Annotated in this window: 24 protein-coding genes, 1 tRNA gene and 2 pseudogenes; 18 read left to right on the top strand and 9 right to left on the bottom strand. The window is 34.3% G+C overall.

Features of this window, described 5'->3' with window-relative positions:
- From ACTCAF_RS08620 to ACTCAF_RS08600, 5 genes and pseudogenes are all read left to right on the top strand, one after another.
- A pseudogene (locus ACTCAF_RS08620) lies at positions 1-252 on the top strand (IS3 family transposase); the annotation flags it as partial.
- Positions 253-267: 15 nt separating this feature from the next.
- A complete protein-coding gene (locus ACTCAF_RS08615; protein ID WP_463062882.1) occupies positions 268-549 on the top strand; it encodes a transposase in 282 nt (93 codons plus the stop codon).
- Positions 550-560: 11 nt separating this feature from the next.
- Positions 561-761: a helix-turn-helix domain-containing protein gene (locus ACTCAF_RS08610; RefSeq protein WP_463062881.1), complete on the top strand. Its 201-nt coding sequence runs from the start codon at positions 561-563 to the stop codon at positions 759-761.
- On the top strand, positions 704-874 hold the full coding sequence (locus ACTCAF_RS08605) for a hypothetical protein (RefSeq protein WP_463062885.1): 171 nt from the start codon (positions 704-706) through the stop codon (positions 872-874). The genes ACTCAF_RS08610 and ACTCAF_RS08605 overlap by 58 nt, the downstream gene beginning before the upstream one ends.
- A complete protein-coding gene (locus ACTCAF_RS08600; RefSeq protein ID WP_463062880.1) occupies positions 861-1106 on the top strand; it encodes an IS3 family transposase in 246 nt (81 codons plus the stop codon). The genes ACTCAF_RS08605 and ACTCAF_RS08600 overlap by 14 nt, the downstream gene beginning before the upstream one ends.
- 171 nt (positions 1107-1277) lie before the next feature.
- Here ACTCAF_RS08600 and ACTCAF_RS08595 read toward each other — a convergent pair whose 3' ends face one another.
- Together ACTCAF_RS08595 and ACTCAF_RS08590 are read right to left on the bottom strand one after the other, a co-directional pair.
- On the bottom strand, positions 1278-2327 hold the full coding sequence (locus tag ACTCAF_RS08595; protein WP_463062884.1) for an NAD(P)-dependent alcohol dehydrogenase: 1050 nt from the start codon (positions 2325-2327) through the stop codon (positions 1278-1280).
- Positions 2328-2465: 138 nt separating this feature from the next.
- Positions 2466-2627, bottom strand: a complete 162-nt coding sequence (locus ACTCAF_RS08590) for a hypothetical protein (protein WP_463062879.1) — start codon at positions 2625-2627, stop codon at positions 2466-2468.
- Here ACTCAF_RS08590 and ACTCAF_RS08585 point away from each other — a divergent pair.
- The 4 genes and pseudogenes from ACTCAF_RS08585 to ACTCAF_RS08570 all read left to right on the top strand — a co-directional run.
- Positions 2626-2712, top strand: a complete 87-nt coding sequence (locus tag ACTCAF_RS08585; RefSeq protein WP_463062883.1) for a hypothetical protein — start codon at positions 2626-2628, stop codon at positions 2710-2712. The two genes, ACTCAF_RS08590 and ACTCAF_RS08585, sit on opposite strands and share 2 nt — an antisense overlap.
- A gap of 58 nt (positions 2713-2770) precedes the next feature.
- Positions 2771-3364, top strand: a complete 594-nt coding sequence (locus tag ACTCAF_RS08580) for a dehydroquinate synthase/iron-containing alcohol dehydrogenase family protein (protein ID WP_463062878.1) — start codon at positions 2771-2773, stop codon at positions 3362-3364.
- 39 nt (positions 3365-3403) lie between these two features.
- Positions 3404-4828, top strand: coding sequence for an aldehyde dehydrogenase family protein (locus tag ACTCAF_RS08575; RefSeq protein WP_463062877.1), 1425 nt, complete (start codon positions 3404-3406; stop codon positions 4826-4828).
- Positions 4829-4926: 98 nt separating this feature from the next.
- Positions 4927-5186, top strand: a pseudogene (locus ACTCAF_RS08570) (transposase); the annotation flags it as partial.
- A gap of 101 nt (positions 5187-5287) precedes the next feature.
- Here ACTCAF_RS08570 and ACTCAF_RS08565 read toward each other — a convergent pair.
- Positions 5288-5385, bottom strand: a tRNA-Sec gene (locus tag ACTCAF_RS08565).
- A gap of 103 nt (positions 5386-5488) precedes the next feature.
- Between ACTCAF_RS08565 and ACTCAF_RS08560 the strand changes: the two genes are divergently transcribed.
- From ACTCAF_RS08560 to typA, 3 genes are all read left to right on the top strand, one after another.
- A complete protein-coding gene (locus ACTCAF_RS08560) occupies positions 5489-6409 on the top strand; it encodes a ketopantoate reductase family protein (protein WP_463062876.1) in 921 nt (306 codons plus the stop codon).
- Complete coding sequence (locus ACTCAF_RS08555; protein ID WP_463062875.1) at positions 6406-7269, top strand: DMT family transporter; 864 nt, start codon at positions 6406-6408, stop codon at positions 7267-7269. Before ACTCAF_RS08560 ends, ACTCAF_RS08555 begins: the two co-directional genes overlap by 4 nt.
- A gap of 64 nt (positions 7270-7333) precedes the next feature.
- Positions 7334-9175, top strand: a complete 1842-nt coding sequence (gene typA / locus ACTCAF_RS08550; RefSeq protein WP_463062874.1) for a translational GTPase TypA — start codon at positions 7334-7336, stop codon at positions 9173-9175.
- On the opposite strand, the gene ACTCAF_RS08545 is transcribed toward typA, so the two are convergent.
- On the bottom strand, positions 9167-10387 hold the full coding sequence (locus ACTCAF_RS08545) for a M48 family metallopeptidase (RefSeq protein WP_463062873.1): 1221 nt from the start codon (positions 10385-10387) through the stop codon (positions 9167-9169). The genes typA and ACTCAF_RS08545 overlap by 9 nt on opposite strands.
- A 193-nt stretch (positions 10388-10580) precedes the next feature.
- Between ACTCAF_RS08545 and ACTCAF_RS08540 the strand changes: the two genes are divergently transcribed.
- The 3 genes from ACTCAF_RS08540 (at position 10581) to ACTCAF_RS08530 (ending at position 13387) form a co-directional block, all read left to right on the top strand.
- Complete coding sequence (locus tag ACTCAF_RS08540; protein ID WP_463062872.1) at positions 10581-11375, top strand: cation efflux transmembrane domain-containing protein; 795 nt, start codon at positions 10581-10583, stop codon at positions 11373-11375.
- Positions 11376-11665: 290 nt separating this feature from the next.
- Entirely contained in the window at positions 11666-12142 is a 477-nt protein-coding gene (locus ACTCAF_RS08535) for a DUF1499 domain-containing protein (protein ID WP_463062871.1), read from the top strand.
- 51 nt (positions 12143-12193) lie between these two features.
- Positions 12194-13387 carry an HD-GYP domain-containing protein gene (locus ACTCAF_RS08530; protein WP_463062870.1) on the top strand — a complete coding sequence of 398 codons (1194 nt, stop codon included), beginning with the start codon at positions 12194-12196 and terminating at the stop codon, positions 13385-13387.
- Between the two features lie 40 nt (positions 13388-13427).
- Here ACTCAF_RS08530 and ACTCAF_RS08525 read toward each other — a convergent pair whose 3' ends face one another.
- The 3 genes from ACTCAF_RS08525 to ACTCAF_RS08515 all read right to left on the bottom strand — a co-directional run bounded on the left by ACTCAF_RS08525 (position 13428) and on the right by ACTCAF_RS08515 (position 17513).
- A complete protein-coding gene (locus tag ACTCAF_RS08525) occupies positions 13428-15074 on the bottom strand; it encodes an acyl-CoA synthetase (RefSeq protein WP_463062869.1) in 1647 nt (548 codons plus the stop codon).
- Positions 15075-15091: 17 nt separating this feature from the next.
- Complete coding sequence (locus tag ACTCAF_RS08520) at positions 15092-16738, bottom strand: AMP-binding protein (protein ID WP_463062868.1); 1647 nt, start codon at positions 16736-16738, stop codon at positions 15092-15094.
- Between the two features lie 136 nt (positions 16739-16874).
- Positions 16875-17513, bottom strand: a complete 639-nt coding sequence (locus ACTCAF_RS08515; RefSeq protein ID WP_463062867.1) for a GntR family transcriptional regulator — start codon at positions 17511-17513, stop codon at positions 16875-16877.
- 128 nt (positions 17514-17641) lie between these two features.
- Between ACTCAF_RS08515 and corA the strand changes: the two genes are divergently transcribed.
- Positions 17642-18697: a magnesium/cobalt transporter CorA gene (gene corA / locus ACTCAF_RS08510; RefSeq protein ID WP_242819888.1), complete on the top strand. Its 1056-nt coding sequence runs from the start codon at positions 17642-17644 to the stop codon at positions 18695-18697.
- A 20-nt stretch (positions 18698-18717) separates the two neighbouring features.
- Here the strand turns inward: corA and ACTCAF_RS08505 are convergent, their stop codons facing one another.
- Complete coding sequence (locus ACTCAF_RS08505; protein ID WP_463062866.1) at positions 18718-18915, bottom strand: hypothetical protein; 198 nt, start codon at positions 18913-18915, stop codon at positions 18718-18720.
- 331 nt (positions 18916-19246) lie between these two features.
- Between ACTCAF_RS08505 and ACTCAF_RS08500 the strand changes: the two genes are divergently transcribed.
- Entirely contained in the window at positions 19247-20791 is a 1545-nt protein-coding gene (locus ACTCAF_RS08500) for an ATP-binding protein (RefSeq protein WP_463062865.1), read from the top strand.
- Between the two features lie 348 nt (positions 20792-21139).
- Here ACTCAF_RS08500 and ACTCAF_RS08495 read toward each other — a convergent pair whose 3' ends face one another.
- Positions 21140-21916 carry a biotin--[acetyl-CoA-carboxylase] ligase gene (locus ACTCAF_RS08495; RefSeq protein ID WP_463062864.1) on the bottom strand — a complete coding sequence of 259 codons (777 nt, stop codon included), beginning with the start codon at positions 21914-21916 and terminating at the stop codon, positions 21140-21142.
- A gap of 100 nt (positions 21917-22016) precedes the next feature.
- Between ACTCAF_RS08495 and bioA the strand changes: the two genes are divergently transcribed.
- The coding region (bioA, locus tag ACTCAF_RS08490; RefSeq protein WP_463062863.1) for an adenosylmethionine--8-amino-7-oxononanoate transaminase at positions 22017-23281 on the top strand (1265 nt) is incomplete at its 3' end.

Below are 23281 nucleotides of genomic sequence, written 5' to 3'. Positions count from 1 at the left end.
AATATTAAAAAAGGCTTTGGCCATTTTCTCATCGGCTCAACCGAGAAATATAAATTCATAAAAGAGAATAAGGATGAATTCAAGGTAGAGAAGATGTGCTGTTTACTTGGAGTGAGCCGTAGTAGTTATTACAAATGGTCAAAAGGTTGTATTAGCAATAGGCAGAGTTACAGGTATAAATTACTGCCTGTGATACGGGAAATTATACTGCTCCCATTGAAAATGAGACATTTTAGTAGTAAGGAAATATGAAAAAAGGGGGCAAATATGAAGAAAAGAAATATTGATGCGGAGACCAAAATAGCGGTGGTATTGGAAGGATTACGAGGAGAGACTTCCATATCAGAATTATGCCGTAAATATCAGATTAGCGATGTGACATATTACAAATGGAGAGATAAGTTTTTAGAAGGGGGTAAGAGGGCTTTTTTGGACGGAGATTCCGGAAAAACAAATCATCTTGAGAAAAAGGTATCTGAGCTTGAGAGGATAATAGGCAAGCAGGCGATACAGATAGAGATATTAAAAAAAACGTCAAAGATGATGTAAAGAGAATTGATATGGCATTAGAGCTTTACCAGGAAGGGTATAAAGTGTCAGATATTTGCAGGGGTTTAAATATTAGCCGGTCACGGTTTTATAGACATTTACCATCTGAGGGTAAGAATTTTGAATGTTCATTTAAAATAAATGATAGCATAAGGTGCGTAATACCCTGGAGTGTGGTCTGGTTAAATTTAAAGGCAGTTTTAATCTTGTAAGTGAACATGGTAGCCAGCCGACGAATAGCTCGTTTATGAATTTTTGTAAAAAGAACGATATTAATCAGATATTTTCAACATTTAACAATCCGAAAGGTAATGCGGATACTTAAGCGAGTTATAAGGACTATAAAGGAAGAAGTTTTTTGGATAAATGAATTTGAAACGATAGAAGAAGCAAATGCAGCCATGAATGAATTTGTGAAATTTTATAACAATGAACATTGTCATTCATCATTGAATTATATGAGCCCTGTGGAATACTATGAAAAATGGAAAAATGAGCAAAAAAATGTCTTGATTTTTGGGGAGCAGTACAGTTGGAAAATGAGAATAATCTTTTAAAGCTTTTATATATGGGTATTTTAAATGCTCAGAAAAAAGGACAACGCCTATTGTAAAATGGAGCCTTACCCCTTTTTAAATGTCTATATTTTTTGAGGAAAGGCTCGACAAGTACAATCATCCAGTACCACAAAGATTAATTAAAGGTCATATATAATTGTAAACACGAGCCTAATATATGATAAGTGGCTTAATTACTCCATCTTCTTTAGTTTTCATAAGCTTAAATGCTTTTTCTAACTCATCGAATTTAAATTTATGAGTTGTCAATGGAGTTGGATCAATTCTCCCTGTTTCGATCAGTTTAAGTAAACGACTAAGGCGTTCTTTGCCACCCGGGCATAATCCAGTTTTAATAGTTTTATCACTCATTCCTACCCCCCAGGCTAAACGTGGAATCATAACATAATCACCCTTTGAGTGGTAGCCAGCATTAGAAATAGTGCCACCGGCTCTCGTAATTTTTATGCAGGACTCAAAAATTATTTGAGAACCTACCGCATCTATTGCAGAATCAACCCCTTTTCCACCAGTTAATCTCATAATCTCCTCTACAGGGTTTTCTTTTGTAAAGTCAACAACTACATCGGCCCCAAAATGCTTAGCAAGTTCCTGGCGTTTGGGAACAGACTCAATTGCAATAATTAATCCTGCACCAAGTAAACGGGCCCCTGATGTTGCCATAAGACCTACAGGCCCCTGACCGAAAATTGCAACAGTTCCCCCTAAAGGGATATCGGCATTTTCTGCTGCCATAAAACCGGTTGACATCATATCTACGGTATAGGCAGCTGCTTCGTCGCTAACTGAGTCAGGGATGATGGCTAAGTTAGCCTCCGCATCGTTAACGTGGACATACTCTGCGAAAGTTCCGTCTTTGATATTGGCATACTTCCAACCGCCTAACATTTCAGTACACTGAGAAGTAAAACCTCTTTGACAATTTTCACATTTAAAACAAGGTGTTATGGCTCCAACAGCTACACGGTCACCCTCTTTTACACCCCTTACTTCATTACCTACCTTATGAACAATACCTACAACTTCATGACCAAGGGTTAGATTATTCCTTTCTCCAACTGCCCCTTCGACAGTGTGGACATCAGAAGTACATACTAGACCTATTGTTGGTTTCAAAAGTGCATCGTTAGGCCCAATATCAGGAATTGGTTTTTCCATCCAGCCCACTTCACCAATTCGTTTCATAACAAATGCTTTCATTGTTTGCATGCCTAACCTCCTTACTTTTTGATGTACTTAGCAAAAACTCTATATAGATTTATATTTTTATATAGATATCACCTCCTGTATATATTTTTACTATATCTTCATTTGTCAAGACAATTTTTTGATTATAACTTATTCCACATCTCTTCCAGCCATTTCCATTTTTTGAGAAGGATGCTCAAAAAGGTGTTTTTTTAGTTTAATGCAGATACAATGAGAGTTATAAAGACGATAAAGGAAGAAGTTTTTTTGGATAAATGAATTTGAAACAATAGAAGAAGCAAATGCAGCCATGAATGAATTTGTCAATTTTTATAACAATGAATATTGTTATTCATCATTGAATAATGTGAGTCCTGTGGAATACTATGAAAAATGAGCAAAAAATGTCTTGACTTCTGGGGAGCAGCACATGCAGGAATAAAGGATAAACTATCTTGACAAACGGGGACATTATGGTACATGCTATTGAATCTTATACAGGTAAGAATAAAAAGAATAAAATTTCAGATGCTTTTGCTAAAGAGGCCTTGAATTTGCTTGGAACAAATATAGAAAAAGCTGTATTCAATGGAAGTGATGTTAAGGTAAGGTCAAATATGCTATTAGGTACAACTTTGGCAGGTATTTCGTTTGCAAATTCACCTGTTGCAGCTGTTCATGCATTAGCTTATCCTATCGGAGGGCATTTTAATGTGCCTCATGGGTTAAGTAATTCATTAGTTTTACCACATGTTATGAGATTTAACTTACCTATTGCATCAAAATATTATGCGGAATTAGCAATGGTTACTTTCCCAAATATTGATTTTAAAGGTTCTGACGAAGACATAGCACTAAAGTACATAGAAGAAATAGAAAGGTTAATTAAAAAGTTAAATTTGCCAACTAAGTTAAGGGTAGTTGGTGTAAGTGAATCGGATTTAGAAATGATGGCTGAAGATGCTATGAATCAAGAAAGATTGCTGAATAATAATCCTAAAAAATTAAAGAAAGAAGATGCATATAACATTTATAAAACTGCTTTTTAACAAGATGAGATAAAGTTAAATAAACTAAAGGGGGATAATATGGAAATAAAAAAATTGTTTTTTGGTGGAGAGTGGAGAGAAACGGAAAAAGTTCTTAATGTAACTAACCCTTATAATGGAGAGATTGTTGACAGAGTTTATGAGGCAAACAAAGAAGATACAGAGTTTGCCATAAGTACGGCTTATAGTGCAAGAAATTTGATTGGCTCTCTTACTGCAAAAGAGAAGGGGGAGATCCTTGAAAAAATTGCAATGTTTCTTCATGATAGAGCTGAGGATTTTGCAAAAACAATTTCATTAGAGTCTGGTAAAGCGATTAAATTTGCAAGAGGGGAAGTGGCACGTGCTATTGAGACATTTAAATTTAGTGCCGATGTAGCAAGAGGTGATAATGGAGAGGTGGTTGCACTTGATGCTGCATCAAGTGGTAAAAACAGATTTGGATATTATAAAAGGTACCCAGTGGGTGTAGTTGGTGCCATAACTCCATTTAATTTTCCATTAAATTTAGTCGCTCATAAAATAGGACCTGCTATTGCCGCAGGTTGCCCTGTTGTTTTGAAACCTGCTTCATCTACACCGATTACAGCGATTAAACTTGTTGAGGCGATTCTTGAAGCGGGATTTCCTGCAAAAGGGATAAATATTGTCGTTGGTTCTGGTTCTACGATAGGTAATGTTATGGTTGAATCAGATAAAGTGTCTAAAATTACATTTACAGGATCTCCTGATGTGGGACTTCAGATAAAGGCAAAGTGCGGAATTAAGAAAGTTACCCTGGAACTTGGTAACAATGGGCCTGTTATTGTTCATAAAGATGCTGATTTAGCAAAAGCTTTGCCCACTTGTGCTATTGGCGGATTTGCCAATTCCGGTCAGGTTTGCATAAGTGTTCAGAGGATTTATATCCATGAAAGTATTTATGACGAATTTAGAGACATGTATGTAAAAAGTGTGGCAGAAATGGGGGTTGGTGATCAGTTGAATGATGATGTTGTTGTTGGTCCTATGATAGATTTAAAAGAGGCTAAGAGGGTTGAGGAGTGGGTAAACGAAGCTGTTAGCCTGGGGGCCAAAGTCCTTGTAGGTGGAAAAAGAGATGGCAGTGTTTATTATCCTACTATACTTGAAAATTGCACAAGCGATATGAAAGTGGTTAAAGATGAAGTTTTTGCACCTGTAGTAAGTTTGTTAAAATATAGTGATTTAGATGAAGCAGTTGGACTTGTTAATGATACTAAATACGGACTGCAGGTGGGTGTATTTACTCAGGATATAAATACTGCTTTTTATCTGATTGATAGGCTTGAGTTTGGTGGTGTAATAGTAAATGATGTACCAACATTCAGAGTAGACAATATGCCTTATGGTGGTGTTAAGCTTTCAGGTCTTGGCCGTGAGGGTGTCAAATACGCTGTGGATGAAATGACAGAGGTTAGGATGGTGGTATTCAATTTAAATTAGAAGGGGGATTTCCTTGTTGGATAATGCTCATAATTTCGTACCAGGGTGTTTATAATAAGAACAAATTACAAGGAGCCTTGACATGGAAAAAGGATTTAATTTTGGAAAAAGCGGTACAAGAATTACTTTCAGGCAAGAAATTAACAGGCAAAGATTGGCAGAAACAGCTCTTGAAGCAGAGATAAATACTCATCTCAATCAGTAGCATGATTCAGGAAAAAGCAATCGTCGCAATGGTTATAATACAAAGACAATAAAGAGTTCGTCTGGTAAATTTGAGTTAGACACACCTCGAGACCGTAACGGGGCCTTTGAGCCGCAGATAGTGAAGAAACACCAAACTATGTTAAGTGATGAGTGGAATTGCAACCATATTTTTGACAATTGTAATACCTATTTAGTTTCCTGATGCAATATAAGAAACGGTAGATTATATTAATAAATAAGTTATGAGACATATGGCGGGAGCGTGAAGGAATCGAACCTCCCTCCCAGCCCAAAAGGTGGGACAATCGGCTTTGAAGGCCGCGGGGGACACCAGAACCCCATCCACTCCCGTATAACCAACATACTTTAACTAAATAAAAAATTCAATTTGTAAATTGTATTATTTGTATATATAGTACTTTTTTTAAAACAAGTATCAATTAGGAGTGTTGTATGTACAATGTATTAACGATTGGGGCAGGGGCAATGGGGCTTTTATATGCTTCCCAACTTTCCACTTCAAAAAAAGTAAATGTTTGTTTTGGCGGTCGAGGTGAAAGGTATAAAAAATTAAAAGAAAGTATATTTGTATTTAACGATAAAAGGTATAATTTTGAAATAATCGATATTGAAAATTATACGGGTAAACCATTTGATTTGATAATAATTGCAGTAAAGTTTTTTCAACTGGAAGAGTCAATAAAAAATCTTGATAAGCTCATTGGAGAAAATACCGTTTTTGTTTCACTTTTAAACGGATTAGATAGTGAAGATATAATTGCAGATATGTATGGCGATAAAAGGGTTGTGTATTCAATGACGGTAGGTATGGACTCTGTTAGAAATCCAGATGGTTCTGTGACTTGTAAAAATTTTGGAAAATTAGTTTTTGGTGCAAAAAATGATAATCAGTCCAGGAATGTTGAGCTGGTAAAAGATATTTTTGATACTGCTAAAGTAGCTTACGAAATACCTGAGAATATAATGAAATCAATCTGGTGGAAATTTATGGTAAATGTGGGGATAAACCAGGCTTCGGCAGTTATGGGGCTTGCCTATGGGGCATTTCAAAATAGTGAAGAAGTTAGAAAGCCGATGATTAACCTTATGAAAGAAGTTATTATTTTGTCAAAATATGAAGGTATTGACCTGGATGAAGAAGAGGATTTGAATAAAAAATGGTTTAAGGTGCTTAATAGTCTTTCTCCTACAGCAAAAACATCAATGCTTCAGGATGTAGAAGCAAAAAGGATGACGGAGGTGGATATTTTTGCTGGTAAAGTCATTGCTCTTGGTAAAAAACACAATGTAAGCACACCTTATAATCAGGTATTTTTTGATATAATTAAGGGTATCCAGTCAAGCTACTTATGATTTATTTTAAATTGTTGATGGCTGCTCTTTTCTGGGGTAGTTCATTTACTGCCGGAAAAGTAGCTGTTTTTTACCTTCCTGTCTATACTGTGGCATTTTATAGATTTTTTATAAGTGCAATTCTTTTGATAATTATTTTTAAATATTATCGTTATCAGTTTAAATTCAGTAATTTTGCAGTTTGTATTTTTGGGGGGCTAACAGGTATTTTTGCCTACAACTATTTTTTCCTCAAAGGTTTGTCCAGCACAATGGCTTCCAAAGCATCGATAATTGTTGCTATAAATCCGGTGTTGTCTGTAATAGGTGCTACTTTTTTATTTAAAGAGCGTATCAATGTTAAACAGGTTATTGGAATAATAATGGCATTTGCCGGGATTGTAATTTTGATTACAAAGGGGAAAGTGTCCAATATTTTTACGGGCGGACTAAATACAGGTGATATTTTTATAATTTTTGCGGCAGTTTCCTGGTCGTGTTATACCCTTTTTGGCAAAAAAATATTGTCAAATATTTCTGCCATTGAATCAACTACTTATTCAGTAATATGGGGAACAATAATACTGTTTCCGCTTTTTTTAAAGGACAATTTGGGCGGTTTTTATCAAATAAATTTACAGTCTGCGTTAAGTATTTTTGTGTTGTCCGTTTTTGCTACTGTTATTGGTTTTATATGGTTTTACGATGGTATAAAAAATTTGGGTGCATCAAAGACAGTTGTTTTCATCTATCTTGTGCCGGTGTTTGGAGTGCTTGTGGGTTTTTTGTTGCTTAATGAAAAGCTCAGTATGGCTGCTTTTATGGGTGGTATAATAACAATTCTTGGGGTTTTTATGGTAAACAAATTCAGCAGTAAATAAATCTGTTGCTAAATTTTTTTATTTGATATATTGACACATCTTCCAAAAATAAATCGAGGTCATAATGAGACAAAAGCTTTTTAACGAAAATATCAGGAATATTGCGATTATTGCCCATGTAGACCATGGTAAAACTTCACTTGTAGATAGCATGTTTAAATTTAGCGGGCTTTTCAGGGAGAATCAGGAAGTCCAAGATAGAGTAATGGACAGTATGGATTTAGAGAGAGAGCGAGGTATTACCATTGCAGCAAAAAACTGCTCTGTATTCTGGAAAGATGTAAAAATCAATATTATTGACACCCCAGGACACGCCGATTTTGGCGGTGAGGTGGAAAGGGCTCTTTCTATGGCTGACGGAGCAATACTTTTGGTAGATGCTTCTGAAGGTCCGTTGCCCCAAACAAGATTTGTATTGCAGAAGGCTTTTAAACTTGGCTTAAAAATAATTGTAGTAATAAATAAAATAGACAGAAAGGATGCAAGGGCCAAGGAAGTCCTTGATGAAATATACGAGCTGTTTTTTGACCTTGATGCTACCGACGAGCAGATAGATTTTCCTGTACTTTATGCTATCGGAAAGGAAGGTATTGTTAAGAGAAATCTTGAGGATGCCAATTCTGACTTAACAATACTTTTTGATGAAATTGTAAAGGTAATCCCTGCTCCGACTTACGAAAATATGGAAAATTTTCAGATGCTTGTTTCTGACCTTGGGTATTCAGACTATCTTGGAAGGCTTGCTATTGGTAAAATTTTTAATGGAAAGGTTAAAAACAATGACAGCCTTGTATGCATAAATGAGAAAAATCAGACAATTCCTCTTCGTGTAAGCAAGATACAGTCTTATGAAGGGCTAAATCTTGTGGATATTGATGTTGCTGAGCCTGGTGATATAGTTGTAATCTCAGGAATTGAAGACGTAAAAATCGGCGATACAATTTGTGCGGCTGAAAATCCTGTTGCTTTAAAGAGAATTTCTGTTGATGAGCCAACTGTGGCAATGAAGTTTACTATAAATACTTCTCCTCTTGCAGGTCGTGAAGGTAAATTGGTCCAGTCCAGTAAAATCAGGGAGAGGCTCATCAAAGAATCTTTGAGGAATGTGGCAATCAGAGTGGAAGATTCTGAAGATAAGGACTCATTTATTGTAAAGGGAAGAGGTGAATTTCAGCTGGCAATTCTTATTGAGTCGATGAGAAGGGAAGGTTTTGAGCTTTGTGTAGGAAGACCTGAAGTCATTTTAAAAAATGAAAACGGTAAAGTGTTGGAGCCGATTGAACATGTGTATGTAGATTGCGAAGATACATTTTCAGGGATTGTTACTGAAAAGCTTCTGATAAGAAAAGGGCAGCTTGTAAACATGGTAAACAAAGGTACCGGAAGGGTCAGAATGGAATATTTTGTTCCGTCAAGAGGACTTATTGGGTATCGGGATGAATTTTTGTCCGATACTAAGGGGACAGGTATCATAAATTCTTATTTGAAGGGTTATGATGAATATAAAGGTGACATTCCTACAAGATTTACAGGCTCGCTTGTGTCAGACAGAAGCGGAAAATCTGTTGCGTATGCACTATTTCATTTAGAGGCAAGGGGAAGATTGTTTATCGAACCCGGCGTTGATGTCTATGAAGGGATGATTATCGGGGAATACAACAAAATGGGTGATTTAGACGTTAACCCTTGCAAGGAGAAAAAACTTACTAACTTAAGGGCAAGTGGTAAAGACGAGAATATTATTTTAAAGCCTGTAACCCCTTTGACACTGGAGCAGGCTCTACACTTTATTGCTGAAGATGAGATGGTTGAGGTGACACCAAAATCAATTAGACTTAGAAAAGTTGAATTGTCTGCATCTAAAAGACAGGTATTGTATGCTAAAAAGAAGGCCTCATCAAAGTAGGTTTTTTATCCTTTCGGTTAGTGGCGGGTGTGAATAGTTGAATACTACATATAGCTTGTGTGGATAAGGGAATGATAAATTGTCTTTATGGAGCTTTATAAGGGCTTCTTTTAGAGACAATTTGTCTTCTGTTAATTTGTAAGAGAAGCTATCAGCCTCAAACTCATGTTTTCTGGACATCTTCATCAAAAAGGGGCTGAGTAGAAAGCTGATTGGTGAAAATAATATTGATATTACGAAAATTCCTGAAGGGATACTTTTTGCAAATCCTAATGATTCATAGATAAAAGAGTTGTCAATTAATAGTTTTATCCCGGTGAATCCCAAAACAATAAAAATGCAACTTAAAAAAAGCATCTTCTTGATATGCCCCAGTTTGTAATGCCCTATTTCATGTCCTAAGATTGCAAGCAGCTCACTTTCACTGTGTTTTTCCAAAAGGGTATCAAAAAGTACTATTCTTTTATTTTTCCCGAGTCCGGTGAAGTAAGCGTTTGAGTGTGTAGAGCGTTTTGAAGCATCCATTTGAAGAATATTTTTAAGAGGAAAGTTTGCTTTTTTTGCCAAATTGAAAATTTTATCTGCTAATTCTTTATTTTCAAGAGGGGTAAATTTATTGAAAAGAGGAGCAATTAAGGTGGGGTAGATATATGTTGTAAAAAGCATGAAGCCTACCATAAATATTGAAGCTACAAAAACCCATGTATTAGTAAATGACTTGATAAAAAATATTATTGCTGACAAGACAATGCTTGAGAAAATAAACCCTATTAATGAAGATAAAATAGTATCTCTTATGAATATTAATGGTGTCATTTTATTAAAACCAAACCTTTTTTCGATGAAAAAAGTATCGTAAATTACAAATGGCAATCCCACAATGTAGTTAAATATACTAAACCCTGTAAATAGAAAGATTGCATGAAGATAATCGTTAAAGTGATTGTAAAGAAAGTAATCAAATCTTTGAATTATGCCACTATAAAACAATAATGCCAGCATTCCAATGTCAACAATTGAGTGTAGAGTAGACGGGAAAAATTTAGCATTATGATATTCAAGAGATTTTTTTAGCTCTTCTATTGAATAAATATCTTCCAATTCATCGAGGTTTAATCTGTTAATATGAGTATGATTTTGAAAATCTATGCTTAAGTGAAAAAGCTCTATAAAAATAAGTATTAAAATAAATGTGATACCGTATATGCTCATCCGTTGGGTGATAAGGTAAATTTCGTTATTTGTCAAATATTTTTTGCGATGATTTATTGGCAAATTAAATATATGCACAATTTAAGTTGACAATAAAAATTATGGAAGTAACTTTATGAGTGAAAAATATGCTAAAGTTTCAATAAAAATATGAATTTTTAAAAAGCTTATATTAAGTAAGGGTTGGGGTAAAATGCTAAAAACAATTTTTGAGATTTCTAAGATGGACTGCCCTTCCGAAGAAAATTTAATACGTATGAAGTTGGATGGGGTTGCAAGCATTGCAAAATTAGATTTTGACATACCAAACAGAATGCTTTCTGTTTACCATAATGGTGAAGTAGAAGTTATAGAAAAATTAATACTTGAACTTAATCTCGGCGGAAAAATAATATTATCTGAAGATGTTGAGCAAATAGAATCGGATGAAAATTCGCAGCAGAGAAAAGTACTTATGTCTGTACTTTTTATTAACTTTGCATTTTTTATGATAGAGATGACAACCGGGTTTATCTCAAATTCAATGGGACTTGTTGCTGACAGTTTGGATATGTTGGCCGATAGTTTTGTTTACGGAATAAGTTTGTTTGCGGTAGGTGGCTCAATTTTAACTAAGAAAAAGATTGCAAGGCTTGCTGGTTATTTTCAAATAATCTTGGCTGCTATTGGCTTTGTAGAGGTTTTGAGAAGATTTTTAGGGCTTGAAAAATTGCCTGATTTCTCAACAATGATAATTGTTTCCATTTTAGCCCTTATTGCAAATGCGGCTTGTTTATATATTTTGCAAAAGGCAAAGGGGAAGGATGAAGCACATATGAAGGCAAGTATGATTTTTACTTCAAATGATGTAGTTATAAATTTAGGCGTAATTGTAGCAGGACTAATGGTGAATCTGCTAAATTCCAATAAACCTGACTTGATTGTTGGAGCAATCGTTTTTGTTATAGTAATAAGGGGAGCTTTAAGGATACTAAATTTAAGCAAATAAAATTTTAGGAAATATTTTTGTTTTTATGTTAAAATTATCTTATTAAAGCTTAAAGAGGTAATAAATTATTCTAACCAAACTTTTACTTATTATCATAGGTTTAATAACTGCTGTTGTAGCAATTGTCGGACTCATTACAGGCAAAGTTTATTGCAAAGGTGGGCCATATTTTAGGAAATCTCAGCCGATTGGGTTTTGGGTTTCTATTATTGTATATTTTTTTTGGTCAATATTAATGGTATATTTTGCTTTTACAAGATAAAATCATTGATTTGACAATGGAGTAAACAGTGAAGATATTTTTTATTGTTTTGTTTTTTGCTGCAATTGTGATGATTGCAATATTGATTTCAATGAGTGTAATGTCAAAAAACTGGAATGCACCTGGGCTAATTGATAAAAAATTGACAAGGTGCCCTGATAAACCTAACTGCGTGTGCAGTGAATACAAAGATGATGTTAAACATTATGTAGAGCCTATTTTTATCCCTGACAATATGTCCAATGCCGAAGAGATTTTAAAGATTATAATTACTGATATGGGTGGTAAAATAGTATCTGAAAAAGATAAATATATTGCAGTTGTATTTACATCTTCTATATTTAAATTTGCTGATGACCTTGAGCTGAGGTTTGACACTGATAATGGAGTGATTCATATTCGCTCGGCTGCAAGGGTAGGTTACAGCGATATGGGGGTTAACAAAAAAAGGGTTGAGACGTTAAAAAAATTGTTTGCAGGTAGAATAGATTCAAATAGAAATTAATGCCTGGGTTTAAATATATTGAAAATTTAAAATTAAAAGTGTAAAAAATGTATGAAAAAAATTCCGGTAAAAGATATTAAGATAGGTGACAAAGTCCTCAAACTTGATGCCGGCTGGCTTGATACCCCGTTTTTAAAACATAACTTTGTGGTCAAAGACCAAAAAACGATTGATAAACTTATCAAAAGTGGTGTCGAGTATGTTTATATTGAAAAAAGAAATGAAACAGAAAAGATTAAAGAGAATGAGATAATAGAGCAGGTTATTGAAGCCAAAAAGGAAAACCTTCCCAAAGAATATCTCGAGCTGAAAGATTTAAAACCATCTTTTGAGCTTTATAAAAAGTCCGTAGAAATTGTCAAAAATGTTATGGAAGATGTGAGAGCAGGAAAAATGTTTGACTCTTCTGCTGTCAAGATATTGGCTGATAAAATTGCAGATATTACTGTTGCCAATAAATCACTTCTGACAAACATTGCAAAGCTAAAGACATATGATGATTATACATTTCAACATTCTCTCAATGTGGCAACTTTTGCTTCATCGCTGGGCAAGCTTTTAAATCTTCCTGTGTCTGAAATAAAAGTGTTGGTCAATAGCGGAATTTTGCACGATATCGGTAAGATGCTTGTGCCAAAAGAGATTTTAAACAAACCAGCAAAATTGACTGACGAAGAGTTTGCAATAATGAAAAATCATGTGACAGCAGGTTATGAATATTTGAAGAAGAGTGGTTTCACGGAAGATGAGTTAAAAATTGTGGTTGAGCACCATGAAAGGGCTGACGGAAGTGGCTATCCAAGGGGCCTTAAAGATGAAGATATTTCAATTGCCGGTAAAATTGGCGCGGTTGTTGATATTTATGATGCAATTACCAGTGACAGAGTCTATCATAAAGGGATGTATCCGTCAAAAGCAATCAAATTAATGTTTTCATGGACTGATAAGCATATAAATAAAAAAGTTTTTGAATTTTTTGTAAGCAATGTGGGGATTTATCCTGCTGGGACGATTGTGTTGCTTTCTACCAATGAACTTGCTATTGTAGGTGATGTTTCTAAAAAACCACTTGAGCCTGTTGTGGTAATTTTCAAATCCCATACAGGTCAGGATATTGCTCCTATCACTTATGACTTGAGCAAGCCTACCGTCTTGAAAAAGAAGATTGTAGGACCTGTTAACCCTGAAAATATCAAAATTCCTGATGAGGTCTATACTATTATTGAGAAGATGAATGAAGGTTAAACCGCGGCACTCCAAGTTTGAAAGTGCCGGGGTTGATTTTTTAAGGGGTAAAAATCTCACCGTTAGTTTTTTTCATTTTTAATTCTTCCATTTCCCTGAGCTCTGTTCGTCTGATTTTACCACTCACTGTTTTTGGCAGACTTTTAACAAACTCAATTTTTCTTGGGTATTTATAAGGTGCAGTTTCATTTTTTACATGCTCCTGCAATCCTTTAACAAGGCTTTCTGATGGCTCAAAGCCTGGTGCAAGTACCACAAATGCTTTTATGATTGTTCCTCGCAAATCGTCAGGGACACCGATTACGGCATTTTCAGCAACAGCAGGATGACTTTGTAATGCACTTTCCACTTCAAATGGTCCTACCCGATAACCGCTTGTCTTAATTACATCATCAGCGCGGCCTACAAACCAAAAGTAGCCATCTTTATCTTTATGAGCCTTGTCCCCTGTAAAATACCAATCACCATGAATTGAGCTTTTAGTAGCTTCTTCATCTTTATAATAACCTTTAAAAAATCCGATAGGTGTTTTAGGCTTTACTCTTAAGGCTATATGTCCGATTTCACCGTTTTCTACCGGATTTCCATCATCGTCAAGTATATCCACTTCAAATCCAAATGCAGGCTTACCCATTGAGCCGGGCTTAACTTCCATATCTGTAGTTGTAGCTATAATATTTACTGTTTCTGTTTGACCATATCCATCATAAATTTTATTGCCCGTATATTCGAGCCACTTCTCAAATACGGCCGGGTCAAGCGGCTCCCCTGCACTTACAGAGTGTCTTAAAGCGCTAAAATCATATTTACTTAAATCTTGCAATATTAACATTCTGTATGCAGTAGGCGGAGCACAAAATGTAGTTACTTTGAAGTTTTGAATAATCTCAAGGTGCATTTTCGGGTCAAATGCATCTGCTGCATTATACATTATGACAGTTGTCCCTATAAACCATTGACCGAAAAGTTTTCCCCATACGGCTTTCCCCCAGCCTGTATCACTTAATGTCCAATGAATATCGTCCTTTTTTAAATTTTGCCAAAACCTTGCGGTTATTTGATGACCAATGGCGTAGCTGCCGGTATGAAGTACCATTTTTGGAAAATCCGTAGTGCCGCTGGTAAAATAAATTATTAGCGGGTCATCAGTTTTGGTTTTTTCAATTTTGTCCATCATAATTTTGTCAGGGGCTTCTTCCATTGCTTTTTCATAACTATCCCACCCTTGAGCTTCAGCCCCGATTACCATTTTGTGGGAAAGCTCAGAAGTGTCTGATTCGAGCATTTTATCAAGGACATTGTGATATACCACTGCACCTTTTGCTTCAGATTTTTTAAGTCTATAGTTTATATCTTTTGGTCTTAAAATTTTTGGTGCAGGCATAGGCACTACCCCTACCTTAAAGCAACCGAGCATTACCGCATACCATTCAGGCACTCTCGGCACCATTACGTAGAGCATATCCCCTTTTTTATACCCTCTGTCGATTAGAATATTAGCAAATTTGTCCGACATTTTTTTTAAATCGGAAAATCTGTACTCTTTGTAATTTTTACCGTCAGTATCAATCCATATTAGAGCAACTTTGTCATCAATTTCGGCCCACTTATCTACAACGTCAAAGCCAAAATTAAAATATTCAGACACTTCAATTTTAAGATCTTCTTTTCTAATATCTCCTAACATAAACCCCCCAAATAATATTAATTTGCTACTGCTTCTTGTAGTAGTTTGTTTCCTAATTCGGTTAGCTTATATTTTTGTATCTTTCCACTTGCTGTCATAGGATATTCTGTTACAAACGCAAAATATCTTGGAATTTTAAAGTCAGCAATTTTACCTTTAGCATAACTTCTCAATTCATCCTCAGTAAGTGTTTCCCCTTCCTTAACAATAACAAATGCCATTACTTCTTCACCGTATTTTTTATCTGCGACACCTGCTACCTGAATGTCTTGAATTTTCGGATGCGTATAATAAAATTCTTCAATCTCTTTTGGGTAAATATTTTCTCCGCCTCGGATAATCATATCTTTTATCCTGCCGGTAATTTTATAATAACCATCTTCAGTCTTTACCGCCAAATCACCTGTCCTAAGCCATCCGTCATTGCTAAAGGCATGTTTTGTGGCTTCTTCCATTTTATAGTAGCCTCTCATAATGTTATATCCTCTTGCCCATAGCTCTCCTTGTACATTTGCAGGGCATTCTTTTTCAGTTTCAGGGTTAACAATTTTTATTTCGGCTCCAGGCATTTCCTTACCTACTGTTTCAACCCTTTTTTCAACAGGGTCATCAATTTTTGTCATTGTAAGTCCTGGTGAGGCTTCTGTAAGACCATATACGATAGTAATTTCACTCATATTCATCTTGGTCATAACTGCCTTCATTACTTCAACAGGGCAGAGTGAACCAGCCATAATACCCGTCCTTAAAGATGAAGTATCGTATTTTTCTTTATCAAGTAAGTTTAATTCGGAAATAAACATAGTGGGTACACCATGCAGAGCCGTACACTTTTCAGCTTCTACAGTTTTCAGCACATCTACCGGGTTAAAACTTTCTACAGGCACCATTGTAGCACCTGTGCTTAAGCAAACCAATATACTAAGCACTAACCCAAAACAGTGAAAGAAAGGCACAGGTATGCAAAGTCTGTCTTTATCAGTAAAATTCATCCCTAATGCGATAGCATAAGCATTATTTAATACATTAAAATGTGACAGCATTACCCCTTTAGGAAATCCTGTTGTGCCAGAAGTGTATTGCATATTTATCACATCATGCCTATCAAGAGATTTTTTTACCTGCTCAAGCTTAGCATCTGAAATATCTTTAGCCATATCGTATAAAGTGTTAAAATCAATCATGCCATTTGGTGTATTTTCACCAATAAAATATATCTTTTCAAGGAGCGGAAGTGATTCATTATTGATTTTAGTATCATTGGCATTTTCAAGTTCAGGTAAAATTTCATAAATAGTTTCCACATAATCTGATTTCAGTCCTTTGACCATAAATAGTGCCTTGCTGTCTGATTGATTAAGGAGATATTTTAACTCGTGGGCTTTATAAAGGGTATTGACTGTAACAGTCACAACGCCAATTTTTGCCGTTGCAAATAAAAGATAAATCCACTCCGGGATGTTATGTGCCCATATTGCTACATGATCACCTTTTTGAAGACCACTCGCCAGAAGTCCTTTTGCAAGTTTATCAGTTAATGCATCAAATTCTTTATAATTGAGCCTTATGTTTCTAAAAGGGTATACAACGGCATCATTTTTTGGGAATTTTTCCACTATCTCTTTTAAGTAGTCGCCGATTGTTTTTTCTATAATTGTAAACATTTTTTAAGCCTCCTTAAAACTTTTTAAAGTTTTGCTTTACAAGTTGGTTTCACTATCACAAAGTGTTTAAAATTACAATACAAAGTTTATTGATAATAGATTTTTTGATTGATGGGGTATTTAAAATATCTGAAATTTATAATAAATTTATAATTTTTCTGGCTGTTGAGCTGTAGTGCTCTCTAATGGTTTCTTCCAATTTTCTTCCATCTTTATTTTTTATGGAAAGAATTATAGATTCATGCCTTTTTCTTATATTTTCGGGGCTGTAAATTTTCATCCAATATCTATTAAAAAATATATGAGATTTTAGTGAAAGTTTTTTTGTAAATTCAACTGCCTCATTATTGGGCGATTTGGTAAATATAAACTCATGAAATTGGTGTCCGGTATTTATAAATTCGATGTGTTTATTTCCAAAGGCGAGTTTTTCCATATTATCTAAAATTTCATACAAAGTATCAATGTCTTCTTCAGTAAATTGATTTATCGCTGTTCTTGCGGCAAATCCTTCGAGTACTCCTCTTGTTTCATAAGTATTTAAAACCTGCTGTTTTGTTATTTCAATTACAAAGTATCCTACTTGAGGTTTGTAAATTAATATACCTTCGGCCACAAGCTCTCTTAATGCTTCTCTTACAGGAGCCCTGCTTATACCAAGCTCTTTTGAAACAAGACTTTCTACAATCCTATCTCCGTGATTAATATTGCCACTTAGAATAGAGTTGTATAAATAGTCTATGACGTGATCTCTATAAGTACTTTTTTCCAGCATAGTTTATATTCTCCTGTATAATGTCGACATTTTATATTAATTTAGTTTTTAGTCAATATATCTTGTTTTATAGTTATTATTTGACATACCATATTTAGAAATATAAAATTTGTTTCGTGAGGGCGATTATGAAAAATAAAAAAAGCTATTCTAAAAAGGCTGGGTTACCACCAGGTAAACCTATTTTTGTGGGTGAGCAGAAGGTTGAAAAGCCTAATATAAATGTAATCAAATATAATGATACAATTGTTAAAGAATTTAATGTTAAGAATACTGAAGAAATAGTTGGGCTGGTGAGTGATGATACTGTTACTTGGATTGATGTGCATGGACTTCACAATGTTGAGCTCATTCAGGATGTATGTTCAATTTTCTCAATACATCCTTTAGTTCAGGAAGATATTGTGCATTTAGACCAAAGACCAAAGGTTGAAGATTTAAATGATTATATTTTTATTATCTTAAGAATGTTTTATTTCGAAAATAATAACCTCGCTGATGAACAGGTAAGTATAATCTTAGGTAAAAACTATGTAATTACTTTTCAGGAAAAACCTACTGATATTTTTGAACCGCTAAAGGAAAGAATTAGAAGTAAAAAATTTAGGGTTAATAAACAGGGCGCTGATTATCTTGCATACAGTCTTATTGACGCTATAGTTGACAACTATTTTGTGATTATTGAAACTTTGGGAGATGACGTAGAGGCGGTTGAAGACATGCTTTTAGATAATCCTACCAATAATTTGTTAGAACAGATACATGTATTGAAAAGGCATATGATTTCCATAAGAAGGTCTGTTTGGCCATTGAGGGAGTTGGTAAGTAAATTTGAGAGGATGGAGTCTCAGTTAATTCAGGAATCTACCATAATATACATTAGAGATGTTTACGACCATACAATTCAGATAATAGATTCCATAGAGAATTATCGGGATATCTTATCTGGAATGCTTGATACTTATCTATCAAGTATCAGTTACAAAATGAATGACATAATGAAGACTTTAACTATTATGTCCACTATTTTTATCCCTCTAACTTTTATAGTTGGAGTTTATGGAATGAATTTTGAATATATGCCTGAATTGAAATGGAAATTAGGATATTTAGGTGTATGGATTGTAATGATTTCCATATCATTTGGACTGTTTTTTTTCTTCAGAAAGAAAAAGTGGCTGTGAAATTAGAAGCAATATTAAGGCTAGAGCAACCCTTTTGAATGCTTGACTTTTTTACAAAATAGCTCGAGAAAATTTGCTAAGAGCTCCCATCTGTCGATTGTTTTACCTGTAACTTCAGAAATGGTAGTAACGTTGCCGGCTTCGGCTGAAATGTATAAGCCTATTCCGATAACTATAAATATTAGCTTCTCCCCTTCACAAAAATGCTCTTCAAGCAAACCCCCGATTTTTTTCCCATTAATGAGAAAACTATTGTCCAAAATTTCTGTTTCTATGCCGTACTTTGCTAAAATAGAGACTGTTCACATTCCCGCATAATCCTAATTATCCTTAACTATTATAGGTTAAGATATTTATTGAGTCTTCCCTCAAAAAATATGGACACCCGAGAAAGAGTGAGGATCCAGTTTCTTATTAGTATTGTCATTCTTCCACTTCCAACTGAACCAAGACAAGACATATTAACTATCACCCATCAAGGTTCACTTTTTCCGGACTCCCAAAATAAATTCAGTTGACAATAAATCCTGAAGCCAATATTATTTTAATATGAAAAAGTTACCTATTGGAATACAAACATTTTCCGAAATAATTGAAGGAAATTATGTTTATGTAGATAAGACTGAAATAGCATATAATCTTGTTAATGAATTTAAATATGTATTTTTATCCAGGCCAAGGAGATTTGGTAAATCACTATTTCTTGATACTTTAAAAGAGATATTTGAAGGGAATAAAGAGCTTTTCAAAGGTCTTTATATTTATGACAAGTGGAATTGGGAGGAAAAATATCCGGTAATTAAAATTAGTTGGGATGGTAAATTACAAAGTATCCAGGATTTAGAGGATAAAGCAAGAGCTGTTTTTAAATTTAATCAGCAAAATTTAAAACTTGAATGCGAGAACACGGAAAATTCAGCGATATGTTTTGAAGAATTGATAAGGCTGGCATATGAAAAATATAATCAAAAAGTAGTAATATTAATAGATGAATACGATAAGCCTATCCTTGATGTGATAGACAATCTTGAGCAAGCAAAACTACATAGAGAATTTATTAAGGGGCTATATTCTGTAATTAAAGGTAGTGACGCATTCATAAAATTTACTTTTTTAACAGGGGTAAGCAAATTTTCCAAAGCTTCAATATTCAGCGGTCTTAATATGTTAGTAGATATCTCTTTAACAGATGATTATGGCAATATTTGCGGTTATACCCAGGGAGATTTGGAAACAGTATTTGCAGATTATCTTAAAGATGCAGATATGGATAAAGTCAAAGAGTGGTATAATGGATACAATTTTTTAAAGGATAATGTTTATAACCCATTTGATATATTGCAATTTATTGCAAACAAACTTAAGTATGATAATTATTGGTTTTCAACAGGCACCCCCACATTTTTAATCAAGCTTATTGAAAAGAACAAATATTTTTTACCAAAATTGTCTAATTTAATAGTAGACAAAAAACTGCTTGATAGCTTTGATATAGAAAATATTGACCTTGAAGTAATACTGTATCAATCAGGGTATCTGACTATTAATGAAGTAAGGGAAACTCCATTTGAAACAATAGAGTATAAATTAACAATTCCCAACAAAGAAGTTAAAATATCATTAAATGATATTATCATAAAATATTTATTAAATAAGTCTGACTCTAACAGAGAAAAGTCTTCACTATATTTGTCACTCTTAAATGGCAATCTAAAAGAATTTGAAGAAACGTTAAGGTCTATATTTGCCTCAATCCCTTATAACAATTACAGCAATAATTTTATTCAAAATTATGAAGGTTTTTATGCAACCATCGTTTACATCTACCTGCAGTCTTTGGGGCTTGATATTGTAGGAGAAGATGTTACTAATAAAGGTAGAATAGATTTGTCGGTATTTATTGAGGACAAAATTTATATAATAGAGTTTAAGGTTGATGCGGCAGAAGGAGAAGCGTTAAAGCACATAAAAGAGAAAAACTATTCAGAGAAATATTTGAATAAATCATCAGAAATTTACATAGTAGGCATCGAATTTGACTCAAAAGAGAAAAATATCGTCAATTTTGAGTATGAAAGTTTAGAAAGAAAATAACAAAGGATGTACTTTCTACTTCCCCATCTCCCTACTTACTACCTCACTATCTCCCTACTTACTCTTTTCACCCATTACCCATTACCCATCACGGTTCACCTTCAAGGCCAATTTATTAGTCTCGTCCAGCTATCTCCACGAAAATATCTTCCAAATCTTTTTTCACCGGTTCAATATCAAAGACCTTTGCACGGGGTAACTATTTAACATTTTTTCCTTCACATTTTTAGTAATTTCACCAATCATAAACTGCCTCCATTTTGTTGTTATTGTTGCTTTTTTTGTCAAAATCATAATACAACATCTTGGAGGCGTTAGCAATTATAAATATATGTCAAATATAATTTCTTATATAAAAATAGGGTGATGGCAGTTGAGCAACCCTTTTGAATGCTTGACTTTTTTACAAAATAGTTCAAGAAAACTTGCTAAGAGCTCCCATCTGTCGATTGCTTTACCTGTGACTTCAGAAATAGAAGTAACGTTGCCATCTTCGGCTGAAATGTATAAGCCTATTCCGATAACTATAAATATTAGCTTCTCCCCTTCACAAAAATGCTCTTCAAGCAAACCCCCGATTTTTTTTCCATTAACGAGAAAACTATTGTCCAAAATTTCTGTTTCTATGCCATACTTTGCTAAACTACTTTTGATACCTTGCTTTGCAATATCTATAATTGTATTTAAATCTTTTTGTTTCATATATTGTGGCAATAACCCAATAGAAAAATAGAGCCCACCTTCAGGTGAAGGCCATTTTGAGTTTTCTTTTCCTCTGCCCTCTGTTTGTTTGTCTGTTAAAATCAAAATATTATGTTTAGATTCATATATTTTTCGAAGAGTTTCTTTTTGTGTAGAGTCTATTTCTTTGAAGTATTGTATCTTGCCAAAACATGTTGAAATATTTTCCAACGTGCATACTACAGGGTGTAGCTTACTTTGCGTTAATAGTTGATACCCCTTTTTTCGAACAGAGATTATTTCATATCCAAAGTTAGATAATTTTTTTATACACTTCCATACTGCAGTACGGCTAATATTTAATTCTTCAGCAATTTTTTCACCTGAAACCCAATCATTTAAGGATAACAGTTTTATTACTTCTAACTCATTTTTGTTAAACATAACTAATTATACAAATAAAATATTATTTTTCAAAACAATATTTGTTAACCATTTTTTATATCAGGTTGACAAATGTGGTAGTTTATAATATTTAATCTCCATGAATTTTAGTGAGATTATAGAAAAAGACAGGAGATTTTTACTCCATCCTTATGATTCTTCAGTATATCCTATTGACGTGCTACCTGTAAAAGGTGGAGGCAAAGAGTTTTTATACCTTACTGATGGGACAATACTTATAGACGGAATGTCATCATGGTGGAGTGTTATTCATGGCTACAATAATAAGTATATTAATGATTCCTTGAAAAGTCAGATAGATAAGATTTCTCATGTTATGTTTGGAGGTCTTACGCATGAGCCTGCTGTAAAATTAGCAGAAAATATTTATAAAATATCAAGTTATCGTTTTAATAAGTTTTTCTTTTGTGATTCAGGCTCTGTTTCTGTGGAAGTAGCTGTTAAAATGGCTTTTCAGTATCATATGGCCCAAGGAAATAAACATAAAAGTAAGATTTTATCATTTTGCGGCGCATATCATGGGGATACTTTTATGGCTATGTCTTTGTGCGACCCGATAAATAGTATGCACAAAGAGTTTGCTAATGTATTGCATAAGAACATTTTTGCTCCAAGGCCTAAGTCAAAATTTGATGATATTTATGAAAATGATCACTTGCAAGTAGAAGAAATTTTCGAGAAGCACAGTGATGAGATTGCTGCTGTAATAATTGAGCCTATTGTTCAGGGTGCAGGTGGCATGTGGTTATACCATCCAGAATTTCTTAATAAACTTAGAGAGTTATGTGATAGATATTCTATTTTGCTGATATTTGATGAGGTAGCAACCGGTTTTGGTAGGACAGGGAAAATGTTTGCATTCGAGCATTCTAACATTATTCCGGATATTATCTGTCTTGGCAAGGCAATTACAGGCGGGTATATGAGCTTTGCAGCTGTCGGCACTACTCAAAAAGTTATTGATGTTGTTTGTTCAGAAAGTGGCCCCGGAGCCTTTATGCATGGTCCCACATTTATGGCTAATCCACTTGCATGTGAATGTGCCAATGCAAGCATTACTTTGCTTAAAAGCTATGATACTCAAAAAGTAATGTCATCTTTGCAGGATATGATGAAAAAATATTTCTTTGAAGCTAAAGAATTTGATTTTGTTAAAGATGTGAGGGTGTTAGGTAGTATAGGGGTTATTGAATTAAAAGAGTGCATCAATTTAAGGACGATTACCCCCAAATTTGTGCAACGAGGAGTATGGGTTAGGCCATTTAAAAATCTTGTGTATATTATGCCACCATACATTATTTGTGAGGATTCTCTTAAAAAATTGTGCAAGGCGGTATTAGAGTC

The sequence above is a fragment of the Deferrivibrio sp. genome, from assembly GCF_055117995.1.
Note: the sequence above shows the minus strand (reverse complement) of the source record. Positions and strands in the feature narration are given on the sequence as shown.